Consider the following 26,483-nt stretch of genomic DNA (forward strand, 5'->3'; position numbering starts at 1 on the left):
AAACTACTAATCTTCTTCTTAATTTCTCATTTATATTTAATACTAGCCTTACTTCTACTCAATACATACATACGTATTAAGTTTGACCCAATCAGCAAATCTTATAATATCGATATTACGCATACGTATACAACCGTGTGATTGAGGCTTACTTATATCAGTATCATCCGCTATACCATGAATGTAAATATAACGCCCTAAACTATCGACATTACCCTCTTTATTACGGCCTTTTTCCATCCCATCTAATTGTATAATTCTTGATAAAATCCAATCACGTTTCGTATGATTTTTACCTAATTCAGACGAATAGATTTCACCTGTCCATTTTCTACCTACAAAAATACTATTTATTGGTGCATCCTTGCCAATATGCGAATAAATTTGATGCCACCCTCTTGGTGTACATTCAGTTCCTGTTAACTCACCTAATCCATTTTTTGCTGTTGAAACAGGATAGATTTCTAAAAGAATATCATTATCATAGCAGTACAATTGCTGTTTTTTAACTGAAATGAAAATAAACTGATTTGTCATTTAATTATCTATCCTAAAATATTTACATACTACTTAATGGAAACTGTTTTAGTGTTAACAAACTCCAAAATGCCTTCCTTTGATAACTCTCGCCCATAACCTGAAAATTTCACCCCACCAAAAGGCACCCTGGGATCTGACGAAACAAACGCATTTACAAAACAAACGCCAGTATTTATGTCATTTTTAGCAATTGCTTCACCACGCTCTAAGTCACGTGTAAAAATGGCAGCTGCTAAGCCATATCGACTCTTATTAGCAAGTGAAATCGCTTCTTCTTCATTTTTACAGCGACTAATAGCAATAACAGGCCCAAATAATTCTTCATCAAAAGCAGGCATACCAGGTTTTACATCTATAAGTAAAGTAGGCGGATAATAATAGCCTTTTCCTAAAGGTATCTGTCCACCAGTCAGCAAAACAGCCCCTTTTTTAATACTTTCTTCTACTTGTTTATGTAGTGTATCTCGTAAATCTTTACGAGCCATAGGCCCAAGTTTAGTTGCAGGATTTTTAGGGTCACCTGAAGTATAGGTTGGTAATAAAGATAAAATTTTTGCAACTAATTCATCATGAATACTTTCTTCAACAATAATCCGTTTTGCCGCAATACAGACTTGACCACAGTTATTTAAACGTGATGTCAAAATATTTTGCGCAGCTAACTCAATATCTGCATCAGCTAAAATTAAATAAGGGTCATTACCGCCAAGCTCTAGAACAGATTTTTTTAAATTTGCTGCAGCAAGACTGGCAACTAAACGGCCTGTTTTCTCACTACCGGTAAAGCTTAATGCTGCAATTTTAGGATGAGAAATTGCTTTTGCGGTAACGTCATTTTCTAAAATCATATGCTGAAATAAGTTAGGTAAAAAACCAGCATCCTTAAATAATTGCTCAATGGCATTTCCGGCACCAATTGAATTTGGCGCATGTTTTAAAATAACAGCGTTACCTGCCATAATAGTTGGAATCGCAAAGCGAAAGACCTGCCAAAAAGGAAAATTCCAAGGCATTATTGCTAAAATAACACCAATAGGTTCATGAGAAACAAATGTTTTAGTCATTTCTGTTTGAACAATACGAGGCTTAAGAAATTCTTCTGCATACTCAGCATAATACTGACAAACCCAAGCACATTTCTCAATTTCCGCTTGGCTTTGACAAATAGGTTTACCCATTTCTTGAGTAATAAGGTTACTTAATGTTTCTTTCTTTGCTTGCAATAAATTTATCAAATTAGTCATTAATAAACTACGTTGTGAAAAAGGTACTTGGCGCCATTCTTCAAATGCTGCATGACCCTGGTCAATAACTTGCTGCATCTCTGCCTCATCAAGCGGAGTATAACTTTGTAACACATCCTCAGTAGCAGGATTAATAGTTTGAATCATCATAGCTCATCCTTTCAAATTATTTTTAAAGTGTAGACCACGAGTTAGCTGAAGCCAATATAAGAGCAGTAAGTCAGGACTTTCAAAAAACGGCAAACTTTACGTTGAAAGACATATAACTTAGTCTTTTAGCTTAGCTAAACTTCCTCATTAAAATATTTTTTTTCTTCTGGCTTTATATTTTTTGTGAGTTCTATAGATAAAATTGATAAGTTGACTAAAATATAACAATTAATTTATTAAATCATTCTTCTCCTTTGCAAATTCTTGCGTATTCGATTTAATTGTTGTTACTATTTTGCGTGTTGGATTGTTTGAACCTGAAATAGGTTTTGTTTTAGGCAAATAACATTATTTTGCACAAATTATTTTTTAATCAAATTGTTTGAATAATTCTTTAATAGATATTTATAATTAAAAACTGCATGAATATTAGACATTTAAAACTATTGCTTAGGAGCTTAGGATAAAAAATGACCAACAAAACGCTAAGCTACCATCCTACTCATTATCTCGCTGCCTGGGCTGTACACGCTTTTACAGCAAGTGCTGCCTGTGCTGGGCTTTTTACACTTATCAAAATTTATCAACATGAATACCTTCATGCCCTTTGGTTTATGGCAGCTGCTGTCGTTATTGATGCGGTTGATGGAACTTTAGCTAGATTAGTAGGGGTTAAAAGAGTGTTACCCTACTTTGATGGCGCATTGCTAGACAATATCGTAGACTATTTAAATTATGTCATTACACCTTGCTTTTTTCTTTTTGTTAAAGCAGACATGCTTCCACCAGACTTAGCAATTACAATTATTGTGGCAATTATTATCACTTCTTCATATCAATTTTGCCAAGCTGATGCAAAAACGCCTGATCACTTTTTTAAAGGCTTTCCATGCTATTGGAATATTGCACTTTTCTATATGTTTATTTTTAACACATCCATGAACGCTAACGCTTGGATTTTATCAATTCTTTGTGTTTTAATCTTTGTACCTATTAAATATGTTTACCCTTCTCGATTAGATTACCTTACTGAGTCAAAGTTATTAAAAATATTAATGCATAGTTTCTCACTTTTATATGGGATTTGCTCAGGGGTTGTTTTATGGACTTATCCTACTATTAATCGACTCTGTTTAGTCTTATCATTAGGTTATATAATAATGTATTTGACTTTAAGTGTTTATCGGACTTACTCACCTATGCTGTTGTCGAAAATTGCTTCTTATAAAGATTAATTTAACGGAAGTTAAATTCTTATTATTTAAAGAGGCTTTCATTAATAAATAGCCATTGAAAATACTTTCAATCACATTAAAATAATAACATTACTTAAGGTAAAGGTAAAAAAGTATTATGTTTATAAGTAGATTAACATTAATGGCGGTAATTTTATCGGTAAATACATTAACCTATGCTAATTTTCCTCGCGGCTGTGAGGTGACAGGTTTTGGTTATAACGGACCTAACCTTGTAGTCAATGATAAAGGCGGGCAAACTTTCTATTTAATGCAAAATCGCAGTGATCAACTCGTTGAGCTAAAAAGAGTAGAGACAGAAGATATCTTTATGAGCCCGTCACTAACCGCTAAAATAAATCCCAAAAACTGGGCAGCTTTTGCATCAGATATAGAAAATTTATATTTTCAATGTTTTCATATTGAGAATAATAATGCAAAACAGGTCGACTGTCGGGAAGTTTTAGATGTTTGTCAGTATCCGCGAGTAAAATTTGCACTTAGTAATATGGGTAATTATTGGGTATCTGTTAATAAAGAACAACGTAGTGTAATTAATGATTCAACAGCAAAAGGTATCTATTTGCGTTGGTAATCTTAAAATTAAACTGCCAATACTAAAAAAGCCATTTAAACCTAGTGAACTAATTATTATTTTCAATAAATTTCAATAAAAATGTTTATTGGAGAGGAAAAACAAAGGAATACAATGTTGAAAAAGGAGGTTGTTTTTCTTAGCATTGGAATTTTAGGCGCATTTATTTCTCTTATTGGCTTAACACAAAGCTTTGCAGCTATTTTTTATGTTATTGGCTCAACTCTACTACTTATTACAGCAATTTATTTTAAGTTATTTTATTTTATTGCGCTTGAAATTATTTTGGCGGCCGGGCACGGTGCAAAATTATTAGGTATAGGTTCTATTGTGCAAGCTGCTATACCTATCCTACTTTGTATTCAATTATTGGTATTTTATTTTTTAAGTGGACAATTAAGTAATATTTTATTAATTATAGGTATTGTTGGTATTGCTGCCCTATCTATTGGGTTATCCTATGAGGACCAACGAGTTTTTTTTCTTGGTAGTACAGCAATTGCAATTTTTGCCTATTCGTATTCATACAAAAAGCCACCTGCTCTAATATGGGCAATTATGAATACAATTTTTGCTTTAACAGCACTTATTAGAATTATTTTTTTTCATAATTAGTTAGGATAAAAAATGGCTAAAACAGCTTCTAAAATGGTACCCCTAGGCAGCACAGCGTCTGCATTTTGTTTACTAGATGTTATCAGCGGAAATAATGTCAGTTTAGGCCAACAAGAAGATATTAAATGTACGGTTATTATGTTTATATGTAATCACTGCCCCTATGTTAAACATCTTAATAGAGGCCTTGTTCAATTAACAAATTCCTATCAAGATAAGGTACGTTTTATTGCGATTAATTCTAATGATATTGATAGCTATCCTGATGATTCGCCAGAACATATGAAATTGACAGCCTTAAAGGAGGGCTATTCTTTTCCTTATCTTTTTGATGAAACTCAGGAAATTGCAAAAGCATATCAAGCTGCTTGTACCCCGGATTTCTTTGTTTATGATACAAATTTAAAGTTAGTTTATCGTGGTCAATTTGATGACTCACGCCCAGGAAATCAAATTCCTGTTACGGGTGAATCTTTACGTCAAGTTATTGACTGTCTTTTAACTGATCAACCTGTTACGGAAATCCAAAAACCTAGTTTAGGATGTAACATTAAATGGAAAAAGTAGACTTTAATTATAAGTTATCTTTTTATGTTCCAGAAAGTCATTTAGAGATAGTAAAAGAAGCTCTATTTGCCATAGGCGCAGGTTCCCAAGGTAATTATGACAAAACATGTTGGCAATGCTTAGGTCAGAGCCAATTTCGTCCTATAGGTAATGCGCATCCAAATATAGGGAAAACCTACACATTAAATTATGTCCCTGAATATAAAGTAGAAATGTTGTGTCATGCGACTATCATAGAAAAAGCTATTCTCATGCTACGTCACTATCATCCTTATGAAGTGCCTGCCTATGATGTTATACGTGTAGAAATTATTTGAACTTAGAAAATTGAATTATTTTAGCAATACTAATCAAAATTGTTTAGTTAGAACTGATAAAAACCTTGGGTTACAACTAAATTTTGTAACCCAGGTATTTAGATTATTTTGCTGAAACAACTTGTACTTGAACTTGAGCAGTGATATCGCTATGAACATGAATATCAATTACATAGTCGCCAACAGAATGAATTGGGCCTTCCGGTAAAGAAATTTCACGCTTACTAACTTCTACATCTTTAGCAACTAAAGCATCTCTGATTTCACTAGCACCAATGGAGCCATAAAGCTTACCTTCATCACTAGCTAAAGCAGAAATAACAATTGAAGTATCATTTAACTTAGCTGCACGTTGTTCAGCACGAGCCTGATCTTGCTGAGCTTTCTTTTCTAATTCAGCACGGCGTTTTTCAAAATATTCAATGTTTTTCTCTGTTGCAAAAACTGCTTTATTCAGTGGGATTAAATAGTTGCGGCCATAACCAGCTTTGACATCAACTCTATCACCTAGATTACCTAAGTTTCTTACCTTCTCTAATAAAATAACTTCCATCATTCACCTCTTAATTCTTGAATTTTCTACCTAAGGATAAATGTAACCTTAGATTAAATAAACTATCTAATGAGCCGAAAAACACATAGATTGGGAGCATTATATAAGGCACAATTATAAGCGGCACAAATAATAGAAAAATAGTTATTAAATCTCTTTTTCTAGCCATTATATTAAAAAATAAGCTAATCCCAGCAAACATTAGGTAAACCACTAACAGTGGTAGACAACTAATGGCAATAGGATTACCTTGATATACTCCAAAAACAGCAATAATCAGTAAAAATACACCGACACAACTTGCTCGAAACGCAAGCATTTCTTCTCTAAAACCACCGGGATAAAACAACAGCGATTGAATTCCTCGCGCTAGCATTAATGAACCTAGGGCGGAAAAAACTAGGCTTAATACTCTAATACCCAGTAAGGAATTAACGATCAAATTTGGATTAGTGTGCTGTTGGCTTTCTAAAAGCTGCACCAACATATGATTTGGATCTATTTCCTTTAACACAGTAAGTAATAAAGCATATTGTTCATTGGCATACGTTGGTAAAAGTCCATGAATCAAGCTAATAATTACTAATGCAGCAATTAAAATTCCAAATATTACTACTTTCCAATTTGCTGTTAATCTCAATATTAAGGCAGCACTAAAGCCTATAATAAATGTTATTATAGTCATAGAGAAAGCGTGCCCCAAATTAGCATTAAACTGATAAGAAATATAGCTTGCGATAATTCCACAAATAAATACCTTAGCGCCATCAACAAACCCCTTTCGTAAGGTAACCAAGGTTATCACTGCTAAGGATAACCAAGTAGTAAGAGGTGTTAAGGCCAATATTGCAGCTACAAAAAATGCACAAATCTCATTTTTTAGTAGATATTGACCCTGATTACGCAAAAAGGTATTCATAAATTTCTGTTATCGATGACTGTCACAATAAGGCAATAACCCTAAGAATCGAGCACGTTTAATCGCCTGTGCTAACTGCCGCTGAAAACGAGTGGGTACACCTGTAATTCGGCTTGGTACAATTTTTCCAGTTTCAGTAATATAATTTTTTAATAGATTAATATCTTTGTAATCGATTTCGCTTGAGCCTTCGGCATTGAAACGACACATTTTTTTACGACGGAAATAAGTTGACATTTCAATTCTCCTTAAGCTGCTCTGGTATCTTTTTCTTTATCTTTATCTTTTTTCATTAATGCAGATTCACCCGTTATCGCTTCCTTTTTAAGGATAATAAGATTACGAAGAATAGCATCATTAAATTTAAAAGCATTTTTTAATTCATCAATGGCAGCTTGATTACATTCAACATTCATTAAAATATAATGCGCTTTATGAACATCTTTAATTGAATAAGCTAATTGACGGCGGCCCCAATCTTCTCGACGATGAATAACACCATCTTGCTTGGTAATAATACCTTCGTAACGTTCAATCATACCTGGGACTTGTTCACTTTGATCGGGGTGAACGAGGAACACTATTTCATAATGTCTCATGAATTCTCCTTATGGATTAAAGCCTTCTTTCAAAAAATAAAGTAAGGCAAGGTTTTAAACTGGCCGATTTTAACTTATTTTTGGGCAGGGGGCAAACTTCATCACTGGTCAATTAAGAACGTCTATATTTGTAATTTTAGCAAATTTTTATTTCCTTTTAACTGTAAGGCTCTTTTTTTATTTAATTTAGATAACTTCATTTGAGGGCAAATCAATTAAAATATTCAACCACTTATAATTAAAACCATTTGAATTAATTATGTCTTATATAATTTTTTTTATGCAAAATATTTATAAAAAAAGCCAAATTGTTAATATTTTATTAATTTTCATCTTTTACGATTCAACTAATTTAATTGTTGTAAGTTTAATTTATTATGGCAAAAGGTAAAAAAAGAAAAACATTAAATGAACGAACTCGTATTATTAGAAATATTTTAACTAATCGCTTAGCGACACTAAAATCTTTAAAATTAACCACTAAAGATGATTCTATAAAGGCAATTGATTTGTTAGAAGGTAATATTAGTTATTCTTCTAGTGCCATTATTTCAGCTAATGATTTTTTATCCCCGGCGTCTAAATATAAGCAAGCTGTACCCAAAGGGTATCAAAAACTTTTAAAAAATTTACATGATTTACAAAAAGCAGCTGAAAATTCATCGCCCTTAAGGGAACCATTACTTCTACATGAAATACCCTTGTTTGAGAACACTCAGCTTATAAAATGGCACAAAGATGGGCGGACAAATCAGTTGAATCGCTTAGTCATTGCTATCAAGCACGTTGTTCATCAAGATACTAAGGGCTATATTAGGGCTGAGGATATACTTAAACATACTGAAAAAATTTGGTCCATTTCGGGTTTACCTTTTCCATCAAGTTCAAATAAAGATCCCTTTTTTAATTCTTATTGGCTACTTTTTAAGGAAGCAATAAAAAAATATGCTGAAATTGAGGGCTTTGCCTTTGATAAGTTAGATTTAAGTGGAAAAAAACTTGAGCAAATTCATTTATTACGTTTTAAAACACTCCTATCAGAAAAAAATCCCCAAAAGATAAACACTGAAAATAAAGATGCTGCTACACAACAAGAGCAAAAAACAATTAAGAAATCTCAATCAAATGATCTTGAACGCGTTACAGATTCCTTTGATGTCCTTGAGGAAGCTTGTCATGTTCGCTCTGATAAACAAGAATTTACCCAAAAGGCTTTGTCTTTATATTTAAGTCCGAACCAAGATGTGACATATCAATCAATACCTAATATTTTGGTAGGTCGTCTATTTATAGGATGTGGATTTGCTGGAATGACTTTGATGAGCACCGACCCAACTGTACCTGCAGTAGCTCGCTCAGCCTTTCAACAATTAAGAAACTACCTTGATAATCCAGTAGTTGATAAAGATCTTATACTCGATACGCTTCTCATTTCGGAATATAAAACGGGGCACTGGACTAAGGCTGATCATAGAGCAGAGCAAGAGCATCCTTTACTTGAAATTCCTGGTAATGCCAATGCAGGTGATTTCGTTCCAGAGTCACAAAGTATAAATCGTGACAAAAGAACAAATACTCGCCACTTATACTATAACAATACTGTAAATATGGCTTTAAAGGATACCCCTCCCCCTTTATTTGGTGTAAAGGTTGAAAAGCTTGAGAGAAAAACAAAACACCTAAAAGATTGGTGTGGTGAGGCTTTAGATTATAATTTTCGCGTTAAAGTTTCCATAACAATTAATGATAGTATTCACCATGCTTATATCTATGCTCAATTAATGGAATTTGCTTTAGGCATGGGGGAAGGACAAAATACTTCTTTTGAAGATGCCTGTCAGTACGAAATTCAACGAAATTCTTCAAAAAATTCTGGGATCAATAAAGACAAACTTGGTAAGGAATTCCTAGCACAATATTCTACTTATGATAAAAACCGAGGATTTACTCCTATTATTCATGGTAATGATTTTGATTTAAGTAATCAGGAAAGACAAACTGTTGCAGAGGTAAAGACAAGAAGAGTAGTAGTTATTGGTGGCGCTGGCGGTGCGGCCACAGCTTATCGCATCTCGGTACTTGGTACCGATAAGCTAGGGTATAGGTTACAAAATGATAACGGTGATTTTCTAGAAGATAGGCCTGGTATATCACTTAACCCTAATGTTAAAATTTTTGCACGCGGCACAGTAAGTTATAGAAATTTAGCTCGGCAGGCAACTGAATCATTTGAATACGCAAAAGGGAAAAATGCGCTCTATGAAGGTTATTTACTTATTGGTATCAAAGTTGAACAAGATGAAATCGTTTTACGTTTTCATAAACGAGAAGGTGCGGCAGAAATAAGTCAAGAGTTAGCAGCTGATTTACAAGGAAAAGGCCAAAACACTGAGATAGTAAAAGATAATGATAAATACTATCTTTTGAATTTACATACAGAACGCTGCGATCAATTGATTTCTGGTATGGGACAAGATGCAAGTAAAATTCGCTCACTGGTACTTACTGAAATAGAAGAAAATGAGTTAAAAATTGTTCGGGGACGCGATGGACATTTCGTATGTTTAAGTACGATATGTGAAAGTATTCGTTTCCATGGCGCGATGGCCGGTAACATAAGCCGTAAATTTACGGAAGAACTAACTGATAGCCTGCGTAAAAGCAAACTTCCTCGAAATGGTAATGATCAAAATATTATGCCTTGTGTTTTAGGAAAATTATTTTCATTTTTTTCCTCTAGGCCAAATCAACCACGTCGTGTAAGCTTTAATGTTAATACTTGCCATCTTTCCCGAGGTGACCTCCGTGAGCAGCCAACGGAATTTCAGCTTTTCTTAGAAGCTGCTGGTCTTAAAAACAAGGAAATAAAAGCATTTGTAAATTATTTATTAGAGCAACGTACTGAGGATAAGTCAGGCGCAGGTATATCTAAAACAAATTTATGCAATTATATTAAGGATAAGGGCCTCTCTAATAGGTTGGAAGTTGTCTCTGCTTGTAATCTAATTGCTGTTAAAGACTTAGGGCTAGCTAATACTGTGAGAAGAGACTTTAATTAACACTACAAAAAATTGATTTATTTTTTAAAACAGAATACTGTAAGCTCAATAAGATATAATGCTGCAATAAGATGCTTTTTGCAGTAGAATTTGATTTAATACGTAAGTATGTATTTATAGTATTCACTGGCTAGGAAGTAGAAATGAGTGGATTATTTTCATCAATAAGTTGTTTCTTTAATAAGCAGGTTACTTTTCCCCAATTAAAGGCTGCTGTTATATCGGGAGATGTGAATTTTGTAAAGTTTTACTTATCTCAACCTAAATGTCCTTTATCAAATCCTATGGAAGATACAGGTTATCCAGATGAAGATGGCTATAACTCTACAGTTGTTAATAGTTTATTGTATGAAGCAATCCCACATCCAGAAGTCTTAAAAATACTACTTAATGATGGTCGCTTTGATCCGAATGAAAATAACAAAGATGCTTTCTATCGTTGTTTATACGAAGGTTCAATTGAATGTCTACAACTTTTTTATAATAATAAGCGTTTTTCTTTTCCACAAGATACTTTAGTTAAGGCAGCAGAAGTTGGTGGCAAAGATTTGATTAAATTTTTATTAAAATTGGATACATTAGAAAATTACCAGCTCTTCTCTGAAGATACAAAAGTAGAAGCACGAAATATTGCCGGGTTACATTCAGACACAGATATTATGGACATGATAGAAAAGCATTATCAACATGCATCCTATTATTATCCTTCGCATCCTTAATAACTAACTATTAAAAATTATTAAGTAATTTAACGAATACTTTGATTGCTTTCCCAAGCCATTATTTGAGATCACCTTTTATTTTAATAAATTTAAGTGAACGGATGATGGCTTTATTAGGATATTACTCAAACAATGTAAATTACGTGCATTAAAGCATATTGCTTTTGCCCATCCTATACGTTATAACCTGTTAAAAAAGAGATTTATATGGATATCATTACAGTAGACTTTGAAGAAACGTTAGTGATTAATGTAAAAAATAATAATATCTTACTGGTGGCGTTTAAAACCCTGGAGCATGGCAATATCAAATTTGGTGTTGAAGCACCCCGCTCAGTAAAAATTCATCGAGAAGAGATTTATCAAGCTATTCAATCAAAAGAGAAACAAAGTGAAGTTACCTAACTTTACAGCTTTCAAACATCCCGATAGAGCCTGCTCGATTATAACAAGCTTATTAATAGCGATACTTTCCAGCCTTGCTTTTTACGTTAATTCTCATTATTACCACTATATAGGTAACAACTATTTTCCACCCTTCGCTTTATGGGCCGGCATTAGTTTGTGTCTGATTTTAATTGGCCTAAGATTACAATTTAGCCTTAATGATTATTTTATTGAAATTACCTATGCCTTTGCTGGTCTTTATTTCTCTATGTTATTTATTGCTTTAGCAACAAATGCCGCACAATACAGTCCTTTTCCACCTATTGATAAATATATAGTTGCTTTAGAGTCTAAATTCTACATTGATTTACCTGCTTTAATGGCTTGGACTAATCAATATCCTAATTTTAAATTAATACTGGGCTTAGCTTATGATAGCTTGGCTTGGCAAATGGGATTTCTACCGTTGTTAGTCGCATTATTAGGTCAATTTTCTAAAGTTTGGGAATATTTTTGTTTATTATTAATTTCGGCAATGATTGGCTTTACTTTTTACTATTTTTTTCCAACTACCGCACCAGCTAGTATCTTAAAAAGTCCTTTTTTCTTACCAGAGCAATATATTACTGGCATAAAATTTACGCAAATTCATCACCATCAACAACCGACTTCACTTGAAGGTGGTATGATTGCTCTACCCTCTTTTCATTTTATTTGGGCTTGGTTATGCTTATATGTTGTTAGAGGTTTTAAACCATTATTTATACTAATATTAATTATTAATTTTTTTCTTGCTTTATCTTGTATTTTATTAGGTTGGCATTATCCTTTAGATTTAGTTGGGAGTATTATTGTGCTACTTATTACCCACTTTATTTATAATTATCTTAAAGAGAAAAATGATAGCGTTTCTCACTAAGTTTCAGACAAGACACAAGTTCATTCGGCAAAGTAATGTACAAACAAGTACTGTACTTCCTGAGTGAGCTCTTAACGAAGTATGAAGCTTAGTGCGAATGCCAGACCTTAGCCGATCTTGACAGGAATTCCAGAAGGAAAATGAATTTCAGTTTGAATTACTTTATTATTTTTATCTCGTATATTGTTTTTTGTTGCCAACAAGCTAGCCACTAATTTACTTAAATTCGTACCTTGCTGCTCTACTAAAAGTGGATGTGCTTCAAGAAAGATTGCACCATTAGCATAACCTAATTTAACGGGTTCATTAATAACTCGCACAGAAGTGCCTACTTTTACGTAGTCAAATAAAGATTCAATATCTTCTGGCATCATACGAATACATCCAGCACTTACACGTGAGCCAACGATATCACGACGATTAGTACCATGAATTAAGTAAGTTGGCCAACCCAATCTTAAAACATGCCTACCAAGAGGGTTTCCTTCACCTGGAGGAAACTCTTGAGGAATAGGAGTACCATGTCGGGCAGCCTCCGCTCTTACATTAGCAGTAGGCCGCCAGTGAGGATCACGTTCCTTTGCAATAATTTTGGTAACGCCAATAGGCGTTTTCCAACCTTCCCGCCCAATACCTACTGGCATTGTGATAACAATGTTATCGCCTGGTACATAATAGTAAAGTCTAAATTCAGCTAAATTAATAACTAAACCTTGGTGTGGCCCAGGCGGTAAAATATATTGTGAAGGAATAATAACTTGAGTTTGAGGGTAGAGAGGCCGTAATGGATCAAGTTTAGGATTAGCTTGTACCATCTCATGATAGCCAATATCGTAACGTATTCCCACATCACTTAACGTTTCTCCGGCTTGTACAGTGGCATATTGTACTTTGCCAATTAAATCACTACGTTCTGAAAAAACCCAAGTCGACGCGTAATTGGTAGAGGTAATTATTAAAAACAACAAGCAGATTAGATATTTGATGAGTATCATTGCAGCTGCTCTCTTTGTCATAGTTCTAACCTGAATACTGGAAAAGTTCCAGCATTCAGATTTCCAAACTACTTTTAACTTGAACTTTCACTAAATTGCTTATCCAGCTTAAAACGCTGACCATATTGATTTTCTAATTTAGCAAATAATTCATTTAATTTATCATGACCAAAGTGCTTAGCATAATTCATTGGTCCACCACGGAAAGGAGCAAACCCTGCTGCAAAGATCATTGCGCCATCTAAAAGGTCACTATCCGCTACGACGCCTTCTCTTAGACAAGCAGCTGACTCATTTACCATTCGTAAAATTAAACGGTTAGCAATTTCAGGATAAGATTTATCAGTTTGTGGCTTTTTCTTAATTGGTTTACCATCTTTATATTTATAAAAGCCTTCCCCTGTCTTACGACCAAGTTTACCGGCTTTAACCATATCACGTAATTTTTGCGGAACACTACCACCGTAATATTTAGTTAAATTCTCAGCAACCGCTAAGCATACATCCATACCGACTGTATCTGCTAATTCAACAGGCCCCATAAACATACCAAATTCTTTTGCTGCTTCATCAATAGTTTCACCTGCGTAACCTTCTTCAAGTAATTGCACGCATTCCATTAAATAAGGCATGAGAACTCGATTCACTAAAAAGCCCGGACTTGATTTTACAGGCAATGGCAGACGGCTAATTTGATTGACAAAAGCACAAGCCTTGTCGCGAATATCACTTGCTGTTTTATTACTACTAACTACTTCAACTAACTCCATTTTGGCAACAGGGTTAAAATAATGAATACCAACCAAACGACTTGGATTGGTCATCACTTGGCTAATTTCATCTAAAGGAATGCTTGAAGTATTTGTTGCTATGATAGCATCTGCTTTTGCCTTTTCTTCTACCTGCTTCATAATAGTCTGTTTGACTTCTAAATTCTCAAATACAGCTTCAATAATGACATCAGCACCCGCTACACCAAAACCTTCTGGATCAGCGATTAACCTATCCATTGCTGCTTGCACTAAGCGCGGCTGCTTTAACTTCTTTTTATATAACGAATAAGCGCGTGCTTTCGCTGCCCCAATTTGAGTATAAGATTTATCTTGTAAAGTAACTCTAAGTCCACGCAATGCACACCAAGCTGCAATATCACCACCCATGACACCTGCACCAATCACATGCACATGCTCTGCTTTAAATTCACTAGCCTTGGCAAAACTCTTCATACGCTCTCTTAGTAAAAACGCACGAATTAAATTTTTAGCGGTTTCATTTCGCGTAACCAGCTGTTCGACTGAATCTATTTCCTTTAAATAAGCTCGCTCACCATATCCTCCTTCCTTTTCCCATAAATCAATTACGGCATAGGGGGCAGGATAATGCTGTTTTCGAACTCGCTTTGCTACATTATAACGAATGATTGGCGCAACAATAGGCCGAACCCAAGCAAAATTAGTAAAAGATTGCATAAACGTGGGTTGATGTTTTTTAGGTTTATTTTTAATAAAATAAACAGCAGCACGCTTTAACTGACGTAGAGGAACAACATCATCCACAAAACCCATTGCTTTCGCTTTATAAGCTGCAATAGGTGCACCGGTTAAAATAACTTTGGTTAATGCGTCAAAGCCACCAATTAATTGGACTAAGCGAACTGTTCCTCCCCAACCAGGATGAATGCCTAATAATATTTCAGGCAACCCTAGGCGAGTATCAGGTTCATCAGAAGCTATACGATAATCGCAAGCCAATGCTAGCTCTAGGCCACCTCCCATACAAAACCCATCAATCATAGCGACAGTAGGTATTTTTAAGCCCTCTAAACGAGCAAAAACAGTTTGCCCTTTTCTCAAAAAATCAACTGCTTCATCAGGAGTTTGAAATTTAGAAAAGGCATTAATGTCAGCGCCAGCAATAAAGCCTTTATCTTTGGTTGAATAAATAACTAAACCCTGGGCTGAAGGTTGGTTAACAACTTCTTGTAAAATACTATTTAATTCATCTAAAACTTCTGAGTTGATAGAATTTAACGCTGTATCAGCACGATTAAGACCTAACCAAATAATATTATCTGCGTCAGTTTCAAATTCCCAATGTTTGTAATTATTCATTATCCTTTCACCCCAGTCACTCTTTCTAAATACATTGCGCCGCCCTGGCCACCGCCAATGCAAATTGCAGCCATACCATGCGTACCATTTGTTTGTTGTAAGGATTGTAATGTGTGTAAAACAATTCTTGCACCACTTGCACCAATTGGATGACCCACAGCAATTGCCCCACCATCTTTATTTACTTTATCGATAGATGGCGCACCTAATGCCTGTTTTAAGCCCAGCTGCGTACGGCAATAATCTTCATCATCCCAAGCTCTCAAACAACCTAGAACTTGAGCTGCAAATGCTTCATTAATTTCCCAACAGTCTAAATCCGCAGGCTTTAAATTATGGCGCTCTAAAATAGGTGTCGCTGCATGGACAGGCCCTAATCCCATGTGAGCTGGATCTAAAGCAGCCCAGTGAACATCAACAATACGACCAAGTACAGGTAAATCATATTTTTTAACTGCATCAGCACTCGCTAAAAGTAATAAACAAGCCCCATCTGTTACTTGAGAACTGTTACCTGGGGTTACCATACCGTATTTCTTATCAAAGAAAGGTTTAAGCGTTGCAAGCTTCTCTGGCGTTGAATCTTTTCTTAAGCCAGTATCTTCAGTATAGACTTGCCCTTTATTATCAATAATTGGCGTAATCTCAGTCATCCTTCCCTCATCATAAGCACGTGCTAAACGCTGATGACTTTCATAGGCAAATGCATCCATTTGCTCACGAGTAATATTAAAACGATAAGCAACCTTTTCAGCAGTTTGGCCCATATTTAAACCAACTATTGGATCGGTCAAGCCACGCATAAGAGCAATAACAGGTGCTAAGTAGCCAGGTTTAAACTGCATAATTAGCCGTGCACGCTGTCCCGCACTTTTAGCGCCCATCCAATTAGCTAACCAACCAGCCATTTTTTGATTAAATAGCAAAGGAGCATGACTCATCGCTTCCGTACCCCCCGCTAAAACTAAATCACTTCGACCTGAAGCAATTTGTAAGGCAGCATTATCTAATGCTTGCATACCAGAAGCACAATTACGCATGACAGTAAAAGCAGGCATACGTTCACCGCAGCCTAAGCGTAAAGAGATTACACGTGCAATATTAGCTTCATCGGGACCTGGCATTGCAGCGCCAATAATAACTTCATCTAGATCAGTAGGAGAAAAAGGCTGACGGCTTAACAGAGACATACCTGCGGCAACAGCTAGGTCCGAGCCGCTAAAGGGTCCGATATTTTTAGCCTTAAGAAAAGGGGTACGATTCCCATCAACAACATATACTTCTCTACCATCTAAATACGATTTGTGTTTCATTAATCCTCCTATCATTCATCCTGCGCCACAAAGTAATAACCAGTCATTCAGTTTATAAAGATGTACCCTAAGCTAATTTTTTAATATCAGGAGTTTACACTAAATTTTATTAAAATCAGAATGAAATGGATTCTTAAGATCAATCGTTTGTTAAGCCAAAGCTCAATATACACAAAATTAATATGACGCTGAGTTTCACTAATTCATTACTATATATGAAAGATAGCAGTTAATTAAATAATATGTAAATGCCACTTAATCATTAAAATAATATTTTTTATCATGAATTTTATACCTGCGATTGACGTAAGCAAAATAACTGATATACTCGCCGCATTACCTGGAGAGATGGCCGAGTGGTCGAAGGCGCTCCCCTGCTAAGGGAGTATGGGAGAAATCCCATCGAGGGTTCGAATCCCTCTCTCTCCGCCAGTCGTTTACGCGCCCGTAGCTCAGTTGGATAGAGTATCTGGCTACGAACCAGGAGGTCGGAGGTTCGAATCCTTCCGGGCGCGCCATTTTCTTATATATATCAATGGCTTATATCTCACGTAATTTTATCGACGAGCTGGTTATGTAGCAAATTTGTAACAATTTTTGGTCCTATACCATACAACAGGGTCTTCCCCAATTACAGTGCGCATTAATCAAACACATCAGACTTCGAACTTATACGGTAATTTTCAAAATTTTAAAGTATAAGCAGGTTTTTGGATAAATTGGATTTCCCAAATGTTGGCTAATCGGCACAACCTACGCTTACAAAGTAAATATCATGGACTTCGACATGAGTATGCCCAAAAAAATATCTGATTACCAAGCACTATAAGCCAAATGGCCATGGCCTACTATGTTCCATTTAAGGAGGTAAGCCTTATAAAGAACTTAACTCTCTTGAAAAAAAATTGAGATAGAATTGCTCGTGAAAAGGATTAGCTAAGAGCTAAGGCACTCGAGGTTGAGTATTACTAAAATTTATTGTGGTTAAATAATAAATTTTAATAGATTTTTATTCATTAACTTTGCTAAGCTTGTTAATGTTTATGATATCAAATAGCTCATATTTTCTTCTGTATTAGTTCTCATTTAATACCTAGTAATATTTCAAAACAAAATGGAAAAATATTACTTAAATAGAACCTGTATTATGTTAAACAAATTATCAGGTGACTTAATGAAAGTTGGGACTTCATCAATCAAATTTAAATAATCATCTTCCCTGTTAAAGATATAAGGATTCTCATAGCCTTCTATATTGGCAACTGCTTGAGCCCATTGTATTTCTATATCATTAGGTGGAAATTGTTTATCCCAATTTAAAAATAATAGACGTTGTGCTTCACTTAACCGAATATTATATTTATGCGACATAAATAAATTTGCTCTTGCCACAATCCCTTTAGCATAGTCAGCTGGCTCAACGCGCTTAGTAACCGGATCAATTGTAATAGGACACCCATAAAAAGTCGTATGAATATCTAATATACTATAGCGATAATTTGAGCGAGCTTGGTTAACTAAACCTACTGCAGGCCATAGATTATAAAGCTCAGCTTCAGCTTGTCTAAACTTAGGATCAATACGCTCGCAGCAAGCGCGGCCTCTATATCGTTTACCGTTTTGCTTCTGACAAAGTAGTTCACGCCAACAAGCAAACTGATTACCAAAATTCTCAGCAGGCATCATATGTTCCCATTCAATTCGGTGTGCTCGCTTAAATTTAGCTGCTGATTGCATATTGCAACTTTTTAAATCAACTTGCAGGCGTTCGTCAAAACGGCAATGACAATAGAGTGTTTCCCGATGAAATGCAAAAAGTACTCGAGCGCTCCTTTTAGCTTGCCCAAAGTTTTTTATAAGCTGACTGACAACTACAGCTGAAAAGAGTAAAAGACATATAATGCTACATATTTTGCGCAGTAATGTCATAAGTATATTTTTAAATATTTTAAAATTTAGTGTAGCAAGGCCTTTATAATTATGCAGCTAAATAGAATAGAATTACGAGTGATTTATAAGTTAGATAAATAGTAGTTTTACTATTTTCAGCACCATTATAGCACAAATTGGGATTGTTTTTCTTTAAAAATTAGTTTAATTATTAAAATAAAGGAGTTTTTATAAAGATAAAAATAATTTGAACATAATATTGACATACTTAATTACCTTATTTTACAATTGAACGTTAATTAGACAAAATTTTCTAAAAGTAGGTTTATATCATCATGGAAATTACATCTTAAGTACGCCCAATCTATAGGGCAAAGCGAACGAAGTCATTTTTGACTTTTTTGTTTTTTTTATGTCCTAACAGACATACTTAAGAGTAAATCATGAACCATAAATCAATTCTATCTAAAGACCTACGCCTTATTTATTCTCAAACCAATTTTAAAGCCAATGATTTACCAAATCACTTAGGCTCCTTTATATGGTATTTTTTAAAGCCGTATCGAGCTGTCGTTTTTTTGTTTATCCTGCTTGCTGTACTTGCTGGCTTGTGGGGGCCATTTAACAGTTTATTGGTGAAATCTTTCATTAATACCCTAACAGCGAAAACAAACCAGCATATGTCTGCCTTGTATTGGATAGCCAGCTTGTTGGTATTGAACTTTATTATTTTTGATAATATCACTTGGCGAACGCTTGAGTTTTTAAATTATAAATATGAAGCGGTTATCAAAAATAAAATTATTAGCCAAACGTTTGAATATGTATTAGCCGCAAGCTCGCAGTTTTTTCAGGATAATTTATCGGGACGCATTGCTGATCAAATCACAACCCTTGCTGATAATATTGAAATTATTCTTCATCGCGTATCGATGGATTTTTTGCGCGGCTCATCTCTGCTAGTTGTCTCCTTTATTACAGCTTATTCTGTTAATGTTTTATTCTTTTATATTTTATTACTTTGGTTTGTTGCGTTTGGATTGTTTAGCATCTGGATGTCTAAGCGTTTAGTGCAGATGTCTGATGATCATGCTAGTTCAGAATCGCAGTTATCTGGCCAATTAGTAGATAGTCTTTCTAATCAAGCGAATATTCGCCTTTTTGCACAAAAAGGTTATGAACTAAATAGAATGAATCAGTTCTTTCATTTAGTGCAAAAGGCGTTTCAACGAAAAGAGCTCTTTATTATTTTGTTATGTTGTGGTCAAGGTGGAATGATTGCAGTGATGATGGGGTTGGCTTCCTTTACTCTAATTCATTTGTATGGCAAAGGGCTGATTAGTATTGGTGACTTTGCATTAATCCTTGGTATTTCAATGGAGCTAGGGCATATGATGTGGTACACCATGTCCCAAGTGGACCAACTTAACCAAGCTTTAGGAAAGGCAAGACAAAGTTTAAACGCATTGATTGTAGCGCATGATATTTCAGATAAAAATAAAGAGACTTCATTAGAAATTACGCAAGGAAAAATTGTATTTTCTAATGTTAAATTTCATTACCCAGATGGACATTGTCTTTTCCAAAATAAATCAGTCACCATTCTGCCTGGCCAAAAAGTGGGTTTAGTAGGTTTTTCAGGAAGTGGCAAATCAACTTTTGTAAATCTCATTTTAAGGCTCTACGATGTTGTAGATGGCCAAATTTTAATTGATGGTCAAGATATAGCTACTGTTACTCAAGAGAGCTTAAGACGTGCTATTGCCATGATTCCGCAAGACCCAACCCTATTTCATCGCAGTCTTATGGATAATATCCGTTATAGCAAGTCAGATGCTACTGATGAAGAAGTCATTTATGCCGCTAAAAAAGCACATGCTCATGAGTTTATACATCTCTTATCAGAAGGCTATGAAGCCTTAGTTGGCGAGCGTGGAGTTAAGCTTTCAGGTGGCCAGCGTCAACGTATTGCAATTGCACGCGCTATCTTAAAAAATGCACCTATTTTAATACTTGATGAGGCAACTTCCCAGCTCGATTCCATCACGGAAGCAACTATTCAGGAGAGTCTCTGGGAACTTATGCAAGGAAAAACAACGTTAGTTATTGCACATCGTTTATCGACACTTTTACAGATGGACCGAATATTGGTTTTTGATAAAGGACACATTATTGAAGATGGCGCACATCATGTATTGCTTAAGAAAGGTGGCTTATATAAAACCCTCTGGGATGCTCAGGTAGGTGGATTTTTACCAGATAAGCAAAATGAGGAGCGCCAAAAAAACTTGGCTAATGAGGTAGTTTATGAATAAGCATATTCAAGAAGGAGACTAAGTTATGTCAGCTAAGCATGAGCAACGACGCATCGAAGTAGTACCTTATAATACTAATTGGCCTATAGAGTTTGCAGAAGAAGCAGGGAAAATTAAAGAAGCGTTAGGTAATAATTGTATCGAGATTCATCATATCGGTTCAACATCTGTACCGGATTTAGCTGCAAAACCAGTCATTGATATGATCCCTGTGGTTTTAGATATTACCAAGGTAGAAAATGCCAATACTGCCATGCAAACGCTTGGCTATGAAGCAAAAGGAGAATATGGAATGCCCTTTCGCCGCTATTTCCAAAAAGGGAGTAATCAACGAACACATCATGTTCATGTTTATGAACTGGGCAATTCTGAAATTGATCGGCATTTAAAATTTAGAGATTGGCTGAGAGCGCATCCAAAAGATAAAGAGGCTTATGCGCGCTTAAAAGAAACGTTGGCGCATCAACATCCTTACGATATTAACACCTATTGTTTGGGAAAAGAGAGCTTTATTGCAGCCACTGATAAAAAAGCAGGATTTAATGGATTAAGAATAGTTAAAGCTCTAACGCCTCGTGAATGGGATAAGGTACGCTATTTCAGGCAATTTTATTTTTTTGATGCAGCTGGGCTTTCAGATCCCTACCTTTGGACTTTTGATCATCACGCTCATGCTCATTTTGTTTTATTTCATGGTAGTGACATCATTGGTTATACTCACTTGCAACTTTGGCCTTATAACAGAGCAGCATTAAGGATCATTGTTATTGATGAGCCTAAAAGAAGCTGTCAATACGGTAGCCAATTTTTGGCTTTATGCGAAAAGTGGCTCAAAAGCCAAAACTATTCTAGCTTGCATGTTGAATCCTCACCTGCTGCGCTAAGATTTTATAGAAATAATGGTTATATTAATATGCCGTTTAATGATCCGGATGGCCATAAAGGGGACGTTCGAGATATTGCAGTAGGAAAAATATTATGATGCTTACCAACCTAATAACCACATTTTAAATTCTAATCAAAGCAGGATTGACTTCATGACACAATTATATTTTATAGGTGGTGCTAGTGGCAGTGGTAAGACAGCTGTAATACCCAATTTAAAAGAACTATTAGGCGATAATATTGCCGTTTATGATTTTGATGATATTGGTGTTCCTGAGAATGCCGATAAAAAATGGCGTCAGGAATCCACTGAACAATGGATTAAAAAATTACTAAACGAAGGCAAAGACGCTTGTTTATTGGGACAAATCGTTTTAGGTGAAATCCTAAGCAGCCCTTCTGCCAGGCAAATTAACAGAATTAACTTTTGTCTTTTAGATGTTAATGACTTTGAGCGTATCCAGCGTCTTAGAAAGCGCAACACCTATGGCGCAGATCAAAATATGCTTAACTGGTCTGCGTGGCTTCGTATGCATCATCAAGATCCAAAATGGGCTGTTAATGTTATTCAAGAAGCTGCAGCAAGTATTATGGATTTTAGGCGATTTAACCAATTAGCAAATTATAATGATTTAGCTAATATTCTGATTCTTGATACCACAGATCTCGCTTTAAAAGAAGTTGCTTGGAAGATAGCAGACTGGATAAGGAATACCGCAGTAATTTAGAGGGCCGTAAATGAACCAATCAGTAAATACTTACCTAAATCTATGTACACAAGTATATGATTTGAGTAAACCAAATCCACCCAAAGAAGCTTATGATTTCTATTTAAGTTATGTTAAAGAAGCTAATGGCACCGTTTTAGAACCTATGTGTGGCTCTGGACGATTTCTGCTACCTATGCTAGCCGACGGATTTACTATTGAAGGTTTCGATGCAAGTCCTAGTATGTTAAATGCATTGATAGCAAAAGCCAGTGCAAGAAAAATTAAGCCTGTTATTTGGCAAGGTTTGATTGAAAATCTTAATCAACCTAAAACATATCAACTAATTTTTATTCCAAGTGGCTCGTTTGGCTTAATAACAAATTGGGAAACAATCAAAATTGCCTTAACAGCAATTTATAGGCATTTAGCGCCAGATGGATTTTTTATATTTGAAACAGAAACCTCTGCTGCATTACCAAAAGAATTAGGGCTTTGGCGTGGTTCCAAATGGCGCTTAGACGATAATAAATTTATTTTATTAAGTCAGTTAGCCATGCTTGAAGACGATATTTGTTACTCAATTGGTAAATATGAACTCATTCATGGTCACTCTATTATGCAAACTGAAATCGAAGAATACAAAATTCGTCTTTATAATGACGCTACCTTTTTACTTGACCTACTTAAAGCAGTTGGTTTTAAGCAAATTCAATTAATTAAAGCCTTTGACCGCTCCCAATCTCCCAGTACAAATGATGAAAGTATCATTTATGAATGTAGAAAATAATTGAGGCTACAAATGAAAACACAGTTTATACCACAGGACTATCAGCACACCTCACCAGCAGGTGCAGAAGTACGTTTATTGATGAATAATCATCTAGGTGGCATGGCGCATTGTACTTTAAGAGCTGGAACTATTTCAAAAGTAGTCCGCCACAAAACTGTTACTGAATTTTGGCATATTCTATCTGGCAAAGGCGCAATTTGGCGAAAGAATAGCGAGGAAGAGAAAATTACACCCTTATCAGCAGGAATTAGTATCGATATACCTTTAGGGACAAGCTTTCAATATCGAAGTGATGAAGATGATCTCGTATTTATTTGTATCACCATGCCGCCCTGGCCAGGCAGTGATGAAGTTAATTATATTTCTCCTGGCGCTTGGTAATTTACCGTAGGAGCCTGCCATTTCTTCATAAATGTTGGGCCATGTGGTCCAACCTACACTTGTTTAAAATTTAATTAATGCTTACAAGTATTAGCAGCCTTTATATTATTTTCTTGATCTTTTATTATTGCGTCTAATGCCTTGTCTGAAGAAGTTTGTAGTCCTAATGGCCCTAATAGCTTTGTTGCATGTCCCTGCCCAGTTTTAATAACTGCATATTCTTCTGTGAGTCCTTTTTTAGGATCACCCTCCTTATATTTTAATTTATCGACAATTTTTTTTAGGTCCTCTGTGCTAGTAGCCTTATTAATTTCGGATTTAAAATTTAAAAGAATCTGGGTTTTTAAATGATCCCCCTTTAAAGTGTGAAGCTGCTCTTTCATACCACGGTAACTTGCTGCAAAGGTATGATTTCTGCTTTTGTTTGAGTCATGGACTTCGTATTCGTAATGAATATCTGAGGAAGCTTTCTTCTGTAGGGGAGCTTCTATCTTTTCCTGTGTTGACCTTCCACGGTTTACAGGTAGCGCAGTAGAAGTTACATGCTCTGGTGGTAGCTGCTTTATCATTACAGGTAGTACAGTAGAAGTTACATGCTCTGGTGGTAGCTGCTTTATCATTACAGGTAGTGCAGTAGAAGTTACATGCTCTGATGGTAGCTGCTTTATCATTACAGGCAGCGCAGGATCAGATCTTCCTATTATCCCCTTCTCTTCATTCGGACAATCTCTAGCCAATTTGCCAAAAATACCATTATTTTTATCTCTCGAACATTGAACAGCCTCCCTTTTTTTAATATCCCATTTTAATTCCGGGTAAATCATGTTTTCTAAACTGTAGGAGGGGTTTCCTGTTGCTAACTTATCTTTTAAAGCACGAATGTGCTCAAGAGTAAGATTATCTTTTGTTATTGCAAGTACACCTTTAGGTGGTTTCGGATCGTTATAATCAAAATCCTGCCAACCCGTTTCGGTTAACCACAAACGTTTAGGATTTTGTGGTTCCCACTTATTAGGAGCGGTACCATTATACCTTCTGGATTCAATAGTTATGACACCCTCTTGGTTACTCTCGCGAAGTAGCCAGAAAAGACGGTTGTCAAATTTAGAGATTAATTTCTGAGCATTCTCTACAATCAAATTTTGAGCTGCTCTTGAATCTTTTATAGGATAGATGTCAAAACTAATTTCTTGCTCTGTTTTTTCGGTTTTAAACTGCATCTTTCTCGGCTATACCAACTGTATTTACTTAATTCTAGGTCAATTATTCACCAATTTGTATGTTTTTTTTATAAGTTTTAATGAAAATAGTATGTTTACAATAAAAAAATTAGCTCGGGTAGCCTTGGTAAAACCGTGCATAATCCTAAAGTTTAACAAATATAATGGTTAGGCAGTAAAAGATTAAATGTTAAAATCATGAATTTACATTAAATTGTAATTGTATATCTTAGATTGTTTAGTGAGAAAAGATATTTTAGTTAGGCTAAATTAGCTGTTTTTTTGTAAGATGTTGGGCCATTTAGCCCAATTTACGCTTGTATGTTAAATTAATATTGCAAAGATATTGCAGTTTCATTATCCAAAGCATGTTCATTAGCAAAAGTAGTAATCTTTTCTAACAGCTGTTGTTTGAGCGATTCAGGGGCAAAGCTGTGTTCAATAGCGCGTTGAGTGATTTTAAGTAAATCTTTAGGTTTAAGATTTAATAAATTTTTAACATAGTCATATTCATACTGTAAATTTGTACCAAAAAATGGTGGATCATCTGTGCTCAGCGAATAACTAACATTTGCTTCATGAATAATAGTTAATGGATGCTCTAAATCTTTATGTTCATGAGGATAAGATGCCCGCGTTTGTAATTTATGATTACTTGTTGGACATACTTCCAGGTGGATGTTTCGTTCTTTTAATATTTGCAATAAATTTTCATCAAAAGCTGCATGAATCCCATGCCCAATCCGTTGCACACCTAATAATTCAATAGCTTGTAATACATTATCTGAATTGGTAAGCTCACCCGCATGAGCAGTTAGTTTTAATCCTGCTTCTTTTGCTTTTTTAAAAGCATTGACAAATAATTCTGGATGAAAATTAATTTCATCGCCTGCTAGACCAATACCACAGACATAATCATGTTTATTTTGAATAATCTGATCAACGAGTTCTTCACATGCTTTTTGGCCAAGATGTCTTACTAATACCACAATAATGCGTGATTCTATTCCAAACTCTTGCTGCGCTTTTTTTATTCCCTCTTCCACCGCATTAATTGTTTCTATATAGGGAACTTTAAACCGCGATAAATGATCAGGAGAAACAGTTAGCTCTGTATAAATAGAGCCTTGCGCATGACTAAGTTTTAAATATTCATAAGTTATTTGTGTCAGTGCTTGTTTACTATTAACTACGCTACTGATTTCATCATATTGCTGTAGAAATTCTGGGAAATTTGTCCATGTAAAACCTTTACCATCCTCTGAAAATAGTGAAGGTGATAAGGAAACCTTGTAATCTTCACTCATTTTCTTTACTAACCCAGGTGGCATTGTTCCTTCAAGATGAACATGCAATTCAGCTTTTGGCAGTAATTTCATTAAGTCTATTTTTTGTGGTTGAGTATTTGCAAAAAAGCGAGGAGATTTAGCTCCATATTTATACATACTGACT

The 26,483-nt window shown here is 35.1% G+C and carries 26 protein-coding genes and 2 tRNA genes; 16 read left to right on the plus strand and 12 right to left on the minus strand.

The genetic code is table 11. The features are described 5' to 3' along the window. Positions 1-54: 54 nt before the first annotated feature. Together DYH30_RS09000 and DYH30_RS09005 are read right to left on the minus strand one after the other, a co-directional pair. On the minus strand, positions 55-537 hold the full coding sequence (locus tag DYH30_RS09000; RefSeq protein ID WP_115331342.1) for a L,D-transpeptidase: 483 nt from the start codon (positions 535-537) through the stop codon (positions 55-57). A gap of 29 nt (positions 538-566) precedes the next feature. Beyond that, positions 567-1,934 (minus strand): NAD-dependent succinate-semialdehyde dehydrogenase, encoded by a 1,368-nt coding sequence (locus DYH30_RS09005; protein ID WP_115331343.1) that lies wholly within the window; start codon positions 1,932-1,934, stop codon positions 567-569. 470 nt (positions 1,935-2,404) lie between these two features. Between DYH30_RS09005 and pcsA the strand changes: the two genes are divergently transcribed. The 5 genes from pcsA (at position 2,405) to DYH30_RS09030 (ending at position 5,263) form a co-directional block, all read left to right on the plus strand. Further along, positions 2,405-3,169 (plus strand): phosphatidylcholine synthase, encoded by a 765-nt coding sequence (gene pcsA, locus DYH30_RS09010; RefSeq protein WP_115331344.1) that lies wholly within the window; start codon positions 2,405-2,407, stop codon positions 3,167-3,169. Between the two features lie 118 nt (positions 3,170-3,287). Continuing rightward, entirely contained in the window at positions 3,288-3,764 is a 477-nt protein-coding gene (locus DYH30_RS09015; RefSeq protein WP_115331345.1) for an enhanced entry protein EnhB, read from the plus strand. Between the two features lie 114 nt (positions 3,765-3,878). Further along, complete coding sequence (locus DYH30_RS09020; RefSeq protein ID WP_115331346.1) at positions 3,879-4,379, plus strand: hypothetical protein; 501 nt, start codon at positions 3,879-3,881, stop codon at positions 4,377-4,379. A gap of 12 nt (positions 4,380-4,391) precedes the next feature. Next, positions 4,392-4,946 (plus strand): thioredoxin family protein, encoded by a 555-nt coding sequence (locus tag DYH30_RS09025; RefSeq protein ID WP_115331347.1) that lies wholly within the window; start codon positions 4,392-4,394, stop codon positions 4,944-4,946. After that, positions 4,934-5,263 (plus strand): YqfO family protein, encoded by a 330-nt coding sequence (locus DYH30_RS09030; protein ID WP_115331348.1) that lies wholly within the window; start codon positions 4,934-4,936, stop codon positions 5,261-5,263. The genes DYH30_RS09025 and DYH30_RS09030 overlap by 13 nt, the downstream gene beginning before the upstream one ends. 103 nt (positions 5,264-5,366) lie before the next feature. Here the strand turns inward: DYH30_RS09030 and rplI are convergent, their stop codons facing one another. Genes rplI through rpsF form a run of 4 tightly spaced genes read right to left on the minus strand, consistent with a single transcriptional unit; the run spans position 5,367 to position 7,334 of the window. Further along, complete coding sequence (gene rplI, locus DYH30_RS09035; RefSeq protein ID WP_115331349.1) at positions 5,367-5,816, minus strand: 50S ribosomal protein L9; 450 nt, start codon at positions 5,814-5,816, stop codon at positions 5,367-5,369. 10 nt (positions 5,817-5,826) lie between these two features. Then, positions 5,827-6,735: a hypothetical protein gene (locus DYH30_RS09040; RefSeq protein ID WP_115331350.1), complete on the minus strand. Its 909-nt coding sequence runs from the start codon at positions 6,733-6,735 to the stop codon at positions 5,827-5,829. Positions 6,736-6,744: 9 nt separating this feature from the next. Further along, positions 6,745-6,972, minus strand: coding sequence for a 30S ribosomal protein S18 (rpsR, locus tag DYH30_RS09045; protein WP_115331351.1), 228 nt, complete (start codon positions 6,970-6,972; stop codon positions 6,745-6,747). 11 nt (positions 6,973-6,983) lie between these two features. Beyond that, positions 6,984-7,334, minus strand: a complete 351-nt coding sequence (gene rpsF / locus DYH30_RS09050; protein WP_115331352.1) for a 30S ribosomal protein S6 — start codon at positions 7,332-7,334, stop codon at positions 6,984-6,986. Positions 7,335-7,711: 377 nt separating this feature from the next. Here rpsF and DYH30_RS09055 point away from each other — a divergent pair, with 377 nt between their 5' ends. The 4 genes from DYH30_RS09055 to DYH30_RS09070 all read left to right on the plus strand — a co-directional run bounded on the left by DYH30_RS09055 (position 7,712) and on the right by DYH30_RS09070 (position 12,421). Beyond that, positions 7,712-10,393 carry a hypothetical protein gene (locus tag DYH30_RS09055; protein ID WP_115331353.1) on the plus strand — a complete coding sequence of 894 codons (2,682 nt, stop codon included), beginning with the start codon at positions 7,712-7,714 and terminating at the stop codon, positions 10,391-10,393. 143 nt (positions 10,394-10,536) lie between these two features. Beyond that, positions 10,537-11,112, plus strand: coding sequence for an ankyrin repeat domain-containing protein (locus DYH30_RS09060; protein WP_115331354.1), 576 nt, complete (start codon positions 10,537-10,539; stop codon positions 11,110-11,112). A gap of 210 nt (positions 11,113-11,322) precedes the next feature. Continuing rightward, on the plus strand, positions 11,323-11,520 hold the full coding sequence (locus tag DYH30_RS09065) for a carbon storage regulator (protein ID WP_115331355.1): 198 nt from the start codon (positions 11,323-11,325) through the stop codon (positions 11,518-11,520). Continuing rightward, positions 11,507-12,421: a phosphatase PAP2 family protein gene (locus tag DYH30_RS09070; protein WP_115331356.1), complete on the plus strand. Its 915-nt coding sequence runs from the start codon at positions 11,507-11,509 to the stop codon at positions 12,419-12,421. Before DYH30_RS09065 ends, DYH30_RS09070 begins: the two co-directional genes overlap by 14 nt. 107 nt (positions 12,422-12,528) lie before the next feature. Here DYH30_RS09070 and DYH30_RS09075 read toward each other — a convergent pair whose 3' ends face one another. The 3 genes from DYH30_RS09075 to DYH30_RS09085 are packed head-to-tail and all read right to left on the minus strand — an operon-like array spanning position 12,529 to position 16,840. Next, positions 12,529-13,437 (minus strand): L,D-transpeptidase family protein, encoded by a 909-nt coding sequence (locus DYH30_RS09075; protein WP_115331357.1) that lies wholly within the window; start codon positions 13,435-13,437, stop codon positions 12,529-12,531. Between the two features lie 53 nt (positions 13,438-13,490). Next, positions 13,491-15,527, minus strand: coding sequence for a 3-hydroxyacyl-CoA dehydrogenase NAD-binding domain-containing protein (locus DYH30_RS09080; protein WP_115331358.1), 2,037 nt, complete (start codon positions 15,525-15,527; stop codon positions 13,491-13,493). Further along, a complete protein-coding gene (locus tag DYH30_RS09085) occupies positions 15,527-16,840 on the minus strand; it encodes an acetyl-CoA C-acetyltransferase (RefSeq protein WP_115331359.1) in 1,314 nt (437 codons plus the stop codon). Before DYH30_RS09085 ends, DYH30_RS09080 begins: the two co-directional genes overlap by 1 nt. 342 nt (positions 16,841-17,182) lie before the next feature. Between DYH30_RS09085 and DYH30_RS09090 the strand changes: the two genes are divergently transcribed. Together DYH30_RS09090 and DYH30_RS09095 are read left to right on the plus strand one after the other, a co-directional pair. Beyond that, positions 17,183-17,272: transfer RNA gene (locus tag DYH30_RS09090), tRNA-Ser, on the plus strand. Positions 17,273-17,281: 9 nt separating this feature from the next. Then, positions 17,282-17,358: transfer RNA gene (locus tag DYH30_RS09095), tRNA-Arg, on the plus strand. A gap of 607 nt (positions 17,359-17,965) precedes the next feature. Here the strand turns inward: DYH30_RS09095 and DYH30_RS09100 are convergent. Next, positions 17,966-18,769: an endonuclease gene (locus tag DYH30_RS09100; protein WP_115331360.1), complete on the minus strand. Its 804-nt coding sequence runs from the start codon at positions 18,767-18,769 to the stop codon at positions 17,966-17,968. A gap of 404 nt (positions 18,770-19,173) precedes the next feature. On the opposite strand from DYH30_RS09100, the gene DYH30_RS09105 reads away from it, so the two are divergent. From DYH30_RS09105 to DYH30_RS09125, 5 genes are read left to right on the plus strand one after another with little or no spacing between them, the layout of a single operon-like run. Then, a complete protein-coding gene (locus DYH30_RS09105; protein WP_115331361.1) occupies positions 19,174-21,045 on the plus strand; it encodes an ABC transporter ATP-binding protein in 1,872 nt (623 codons plus the stop codon). Between the two features lie 25 nt (positions 21,046-21,070). Beyond that, entirely contained in the window at positions 21,071-22,027 is a 957-nt protein-coding gene (locus tag DYH30_RS09110) for a GNAT family N-acetyltransferase (protein WP_115331362.1), read from the plus strand. Between the two features lie 55 nt (positions 22,028-22,082). Beyond that, positions 22,083-22,658, plus strand: a complete 576-nt coding sequence (locus tag DYH30_RS09115) for an AAA family ATPase (RefSeq protein ID WP_115331363.1) — start codon at positions 22,083-22,085, stop codon at positions 22,656-22,658. Positions 22,659-22,668: 10 nt separating this feature from the next. Then, entirely contained in the window at positions 22,669-23,427 is a 759-nt protein-coding gene (locus DYH30_RS09120; protein WP_115331364.1) for a class I SAM-dependent methyltransferase, read from the plus strand. 12 nt (positions 23,428-23,439) lie between these two features. Continuing rightward, on the plus strand, positions 23,440-23,811 hold the full coding sequence (locus tag DYH30_RS09125) for a cupin domain-containing protein (protein ID WP_115331365.1): 372 nt from the start codon (positions 23,440-23,442) through the stop codon (positions 23,809-23,811). A gap of 74 nt (positions 23,812-23,885) precedes the next feature. Here DYH30_RS09125 and DYH30_RS09130 read toward each other — a convergent pair whose 3' ends face one another. Both DYH30_RS09130 and add read right to left on the minus strand, forming a co-directional pair. Further along, the gene (locus tag DYH30_RS09130; protein WP_115331366.1) at positions 23,886-25,031 is read right to left on the minus strand and encodes a hypothetical protein; all 1,146 of its coding nucleotides are present in this window, start codon (positions 25,029-25,031) and stop codon (positions 23,886-23,888) included. A gap of 329 nt (positions 25,032-25,360) precedes the next feature. Further along, a complete protein-coding gene (add, locus tag DYH30_RS09135) occupies positions 25,361-26,476 on the minus strand; it encodes an adenosine deaminase (RefSeq protein ID WP_115331367.1) in 1,116 nt (371 codons plus the stop codon). Positions 26,477-26,483: the final 7 nt, after the last annotated feature.

The organism is Legionella busanensis, from assembly GCF_900461525.1.
GTDB classification, from domain to species: domain Bacteria; phylum Pseudomonadota; class Gammaproteobacteria; order Legionellales; family Legionellaceae; genus Legionella_C; species Legionella_C busanensis.

What these genes read in the sequence shown, in the direction of transcription:
- DYH30_RS09025 (WP_115331347.1), top strand. Translation starts at nt 4,392, where the DNA reads ATGGCTAAAACAGCTTCTAAAATGGTACCCCTAGGCAGCACAGCGTCT.
- DYH30_RS09015 (WP_115331345.1), top strand. Translation starts at nt 3,288, where the DNA reads ATGTTTATAAGTAGATTAACATTAATGGCGGTAATTTTATCGGTAAAT.
- rpsR (WP_115331351.1), bottom strand. Translation starts at nt 6,972, where the DNA reads ATGTCAACTTATTTCCGTCGTAAAAAAATGTGTCGTTTCAATGCCGAA.
- DYH30_RS09125 (WP_115331365.1), top strand. Translation starts at nt 23,440, where the DNA reads ATGAAAACACAGTTTATACCACAGGACTATCAGCACACCTCACCAGCA.
- DYH30_RS09075 (WP_115331357.1), bottom strand. Translation starts at nt 13,437, where the DNA reads ATGACAAAGAGAGCAGCTGCAATGATACTCATCAAATATCTAATCTGC.
- DYH30_RS09060 (WP_115331354.1), top strand. Translation starts at nt 10,537, where the DNA reads ATGAGTGGATTATTTTCATCAATAAGTTGTTTCTTTAATAAGCAGGTT.
- DYH30_RS09080 (WP_115331358.1), bottom strand. Translation starts at nt 15,527, where the DNA reads ATGAATAATTACAAACATTGGGAATTTGAAACTGACGCAGATAATATT.
- DYH30_RS09120 (WP_115331364.1), top strand. Translation starts at nt 22,669, where the DNA reads ATGAACCAATCAGTAAATACTTACCTAAATCTATGTACACAAGTATAT.
- DYH30_RS09105 (WP_115331361.1), top strand. Translation starts at nt 19,174, where the DNA reads ATGAACCATAAATCAATTCTATCTAAAGACCTACGCCTTATTTATTCT.
- DYH30_RS09065 (WP_115331355.1), top strand. Translation starts at nt 11,323, where the DNA reads ATGGATATCATTACAGTAGACTTTGAAGAAACGTTAGTGATTAATGTA.
- DYH30_RS09020 (WP_115331346.1), top strand. Translation starts at nt 3,879, where the DNA reads ATGTTGAAAAAGGAGGTTGTTTTTCTTAGCATTGGAATTTTAGGCGCA.
- DYH30_RS09085 (WP_115331359.1), bottom strand. Translation starts at nt 16,840, where the DNA reads ATGAAACACAAATCGTATTTAGATGGTAGAGAAGTATATGTTGTTGAT.
- pcsA (WP_115331344.1), top strand. Translation starts at nt 2,405, where the DNA reads ATGACCAACAAAACGCTAAGCTACCATCCTACTCATTATCTCGCTGCC.
- DYH30_RS09000 (WP_115331342.1), bottom strand. Translation starts at nt 537, where the DNA reads ATGACAAATCAGTTTATTTTCATTTCAGTTAAAAAACAGCAATTGTAC.
- DYH30_RS09005 (WP_115331343.1), bottom strand. Translation starts at nt 1,934, where the DNA reads ATGATGATTCAAACTATTAATCCTGCTACTGAGGATGTGTTACAAAGT.
- rpsF (WP_115331352.1), bottom strand. Translation starts at nt 7,334, where the DNA reads ATGAGACATTATGAAATAGTGTTCCTCGTTCACCCCGATCAAAGTGAA.
- add (WP_115331367.1), bottom strand. Translation starts at nt 26,476, where the DNA reads ATGTATAAATATGGAGCTAAATCTCCTCGCTTTTTTGCAAATACTCAA.
- DYH30_RS09115 (WP_115331363.1), top strand. Translation starts at nt 22,083, where the DNA reads ATGACACAATTATATTTTATAGGTGGTGCTAGTGGCAGTGGTAAGACA.
- DYH30_RS09130 (WP_115331366.1), bottom strand. Translation starts at nt 25,031, where the DNA reads ATGCAGTTTAAAACCGAAAAAACAGAGCAAGAAATTAGTTTTGACATC.
- DYH30_RS09040 (WP_115331350.1), bottom strand. Translation starts at nt 6,735, where the DNA reads ATGAATACCTTTTTGCGTAATCAGGGTCAATATCTACTAAAAAATGAG.
- DYH30_RS09030 (WP_115331348.1), top strand. Translation starts at nt 4,934, where the DNA reads ATGGAAAAAGTAGACTTTAATTATAAGTTATCTTTTTATGTTCCAGAA.
- DYH30_RS09110 (WP_115331362.1), top strand. Translation starts at nt 21,071, where the DNA reads ATGTCAGCTAAGCATGAGCAACGACGCATCGAAGTAGTACCTTATAAT.
- rplI (WP_115331349.1), bottom strand. Translation starts at nt 5,816, where the DNA reads ATGGAAGTTATTTTATTAGAGAAGGTAAGAAACTTAGGTAATCTAGGT.
- DYH30_RS09100 (WP_115331360.1), bottom strand. Translation starts at nt 18,769, where the DNA reads ATGACATTACTGCGCAAAATATGTAGCATTATATGTCTTTTACTCTTT.
- DYH30_RS09055 (WP_115331353.1), top strand. Translation starts at nt 7,712, where the DNA reads ATGGCAAAAGGTAAAAAAAGAAAAACATTAAATGAACGAACTCGTATT.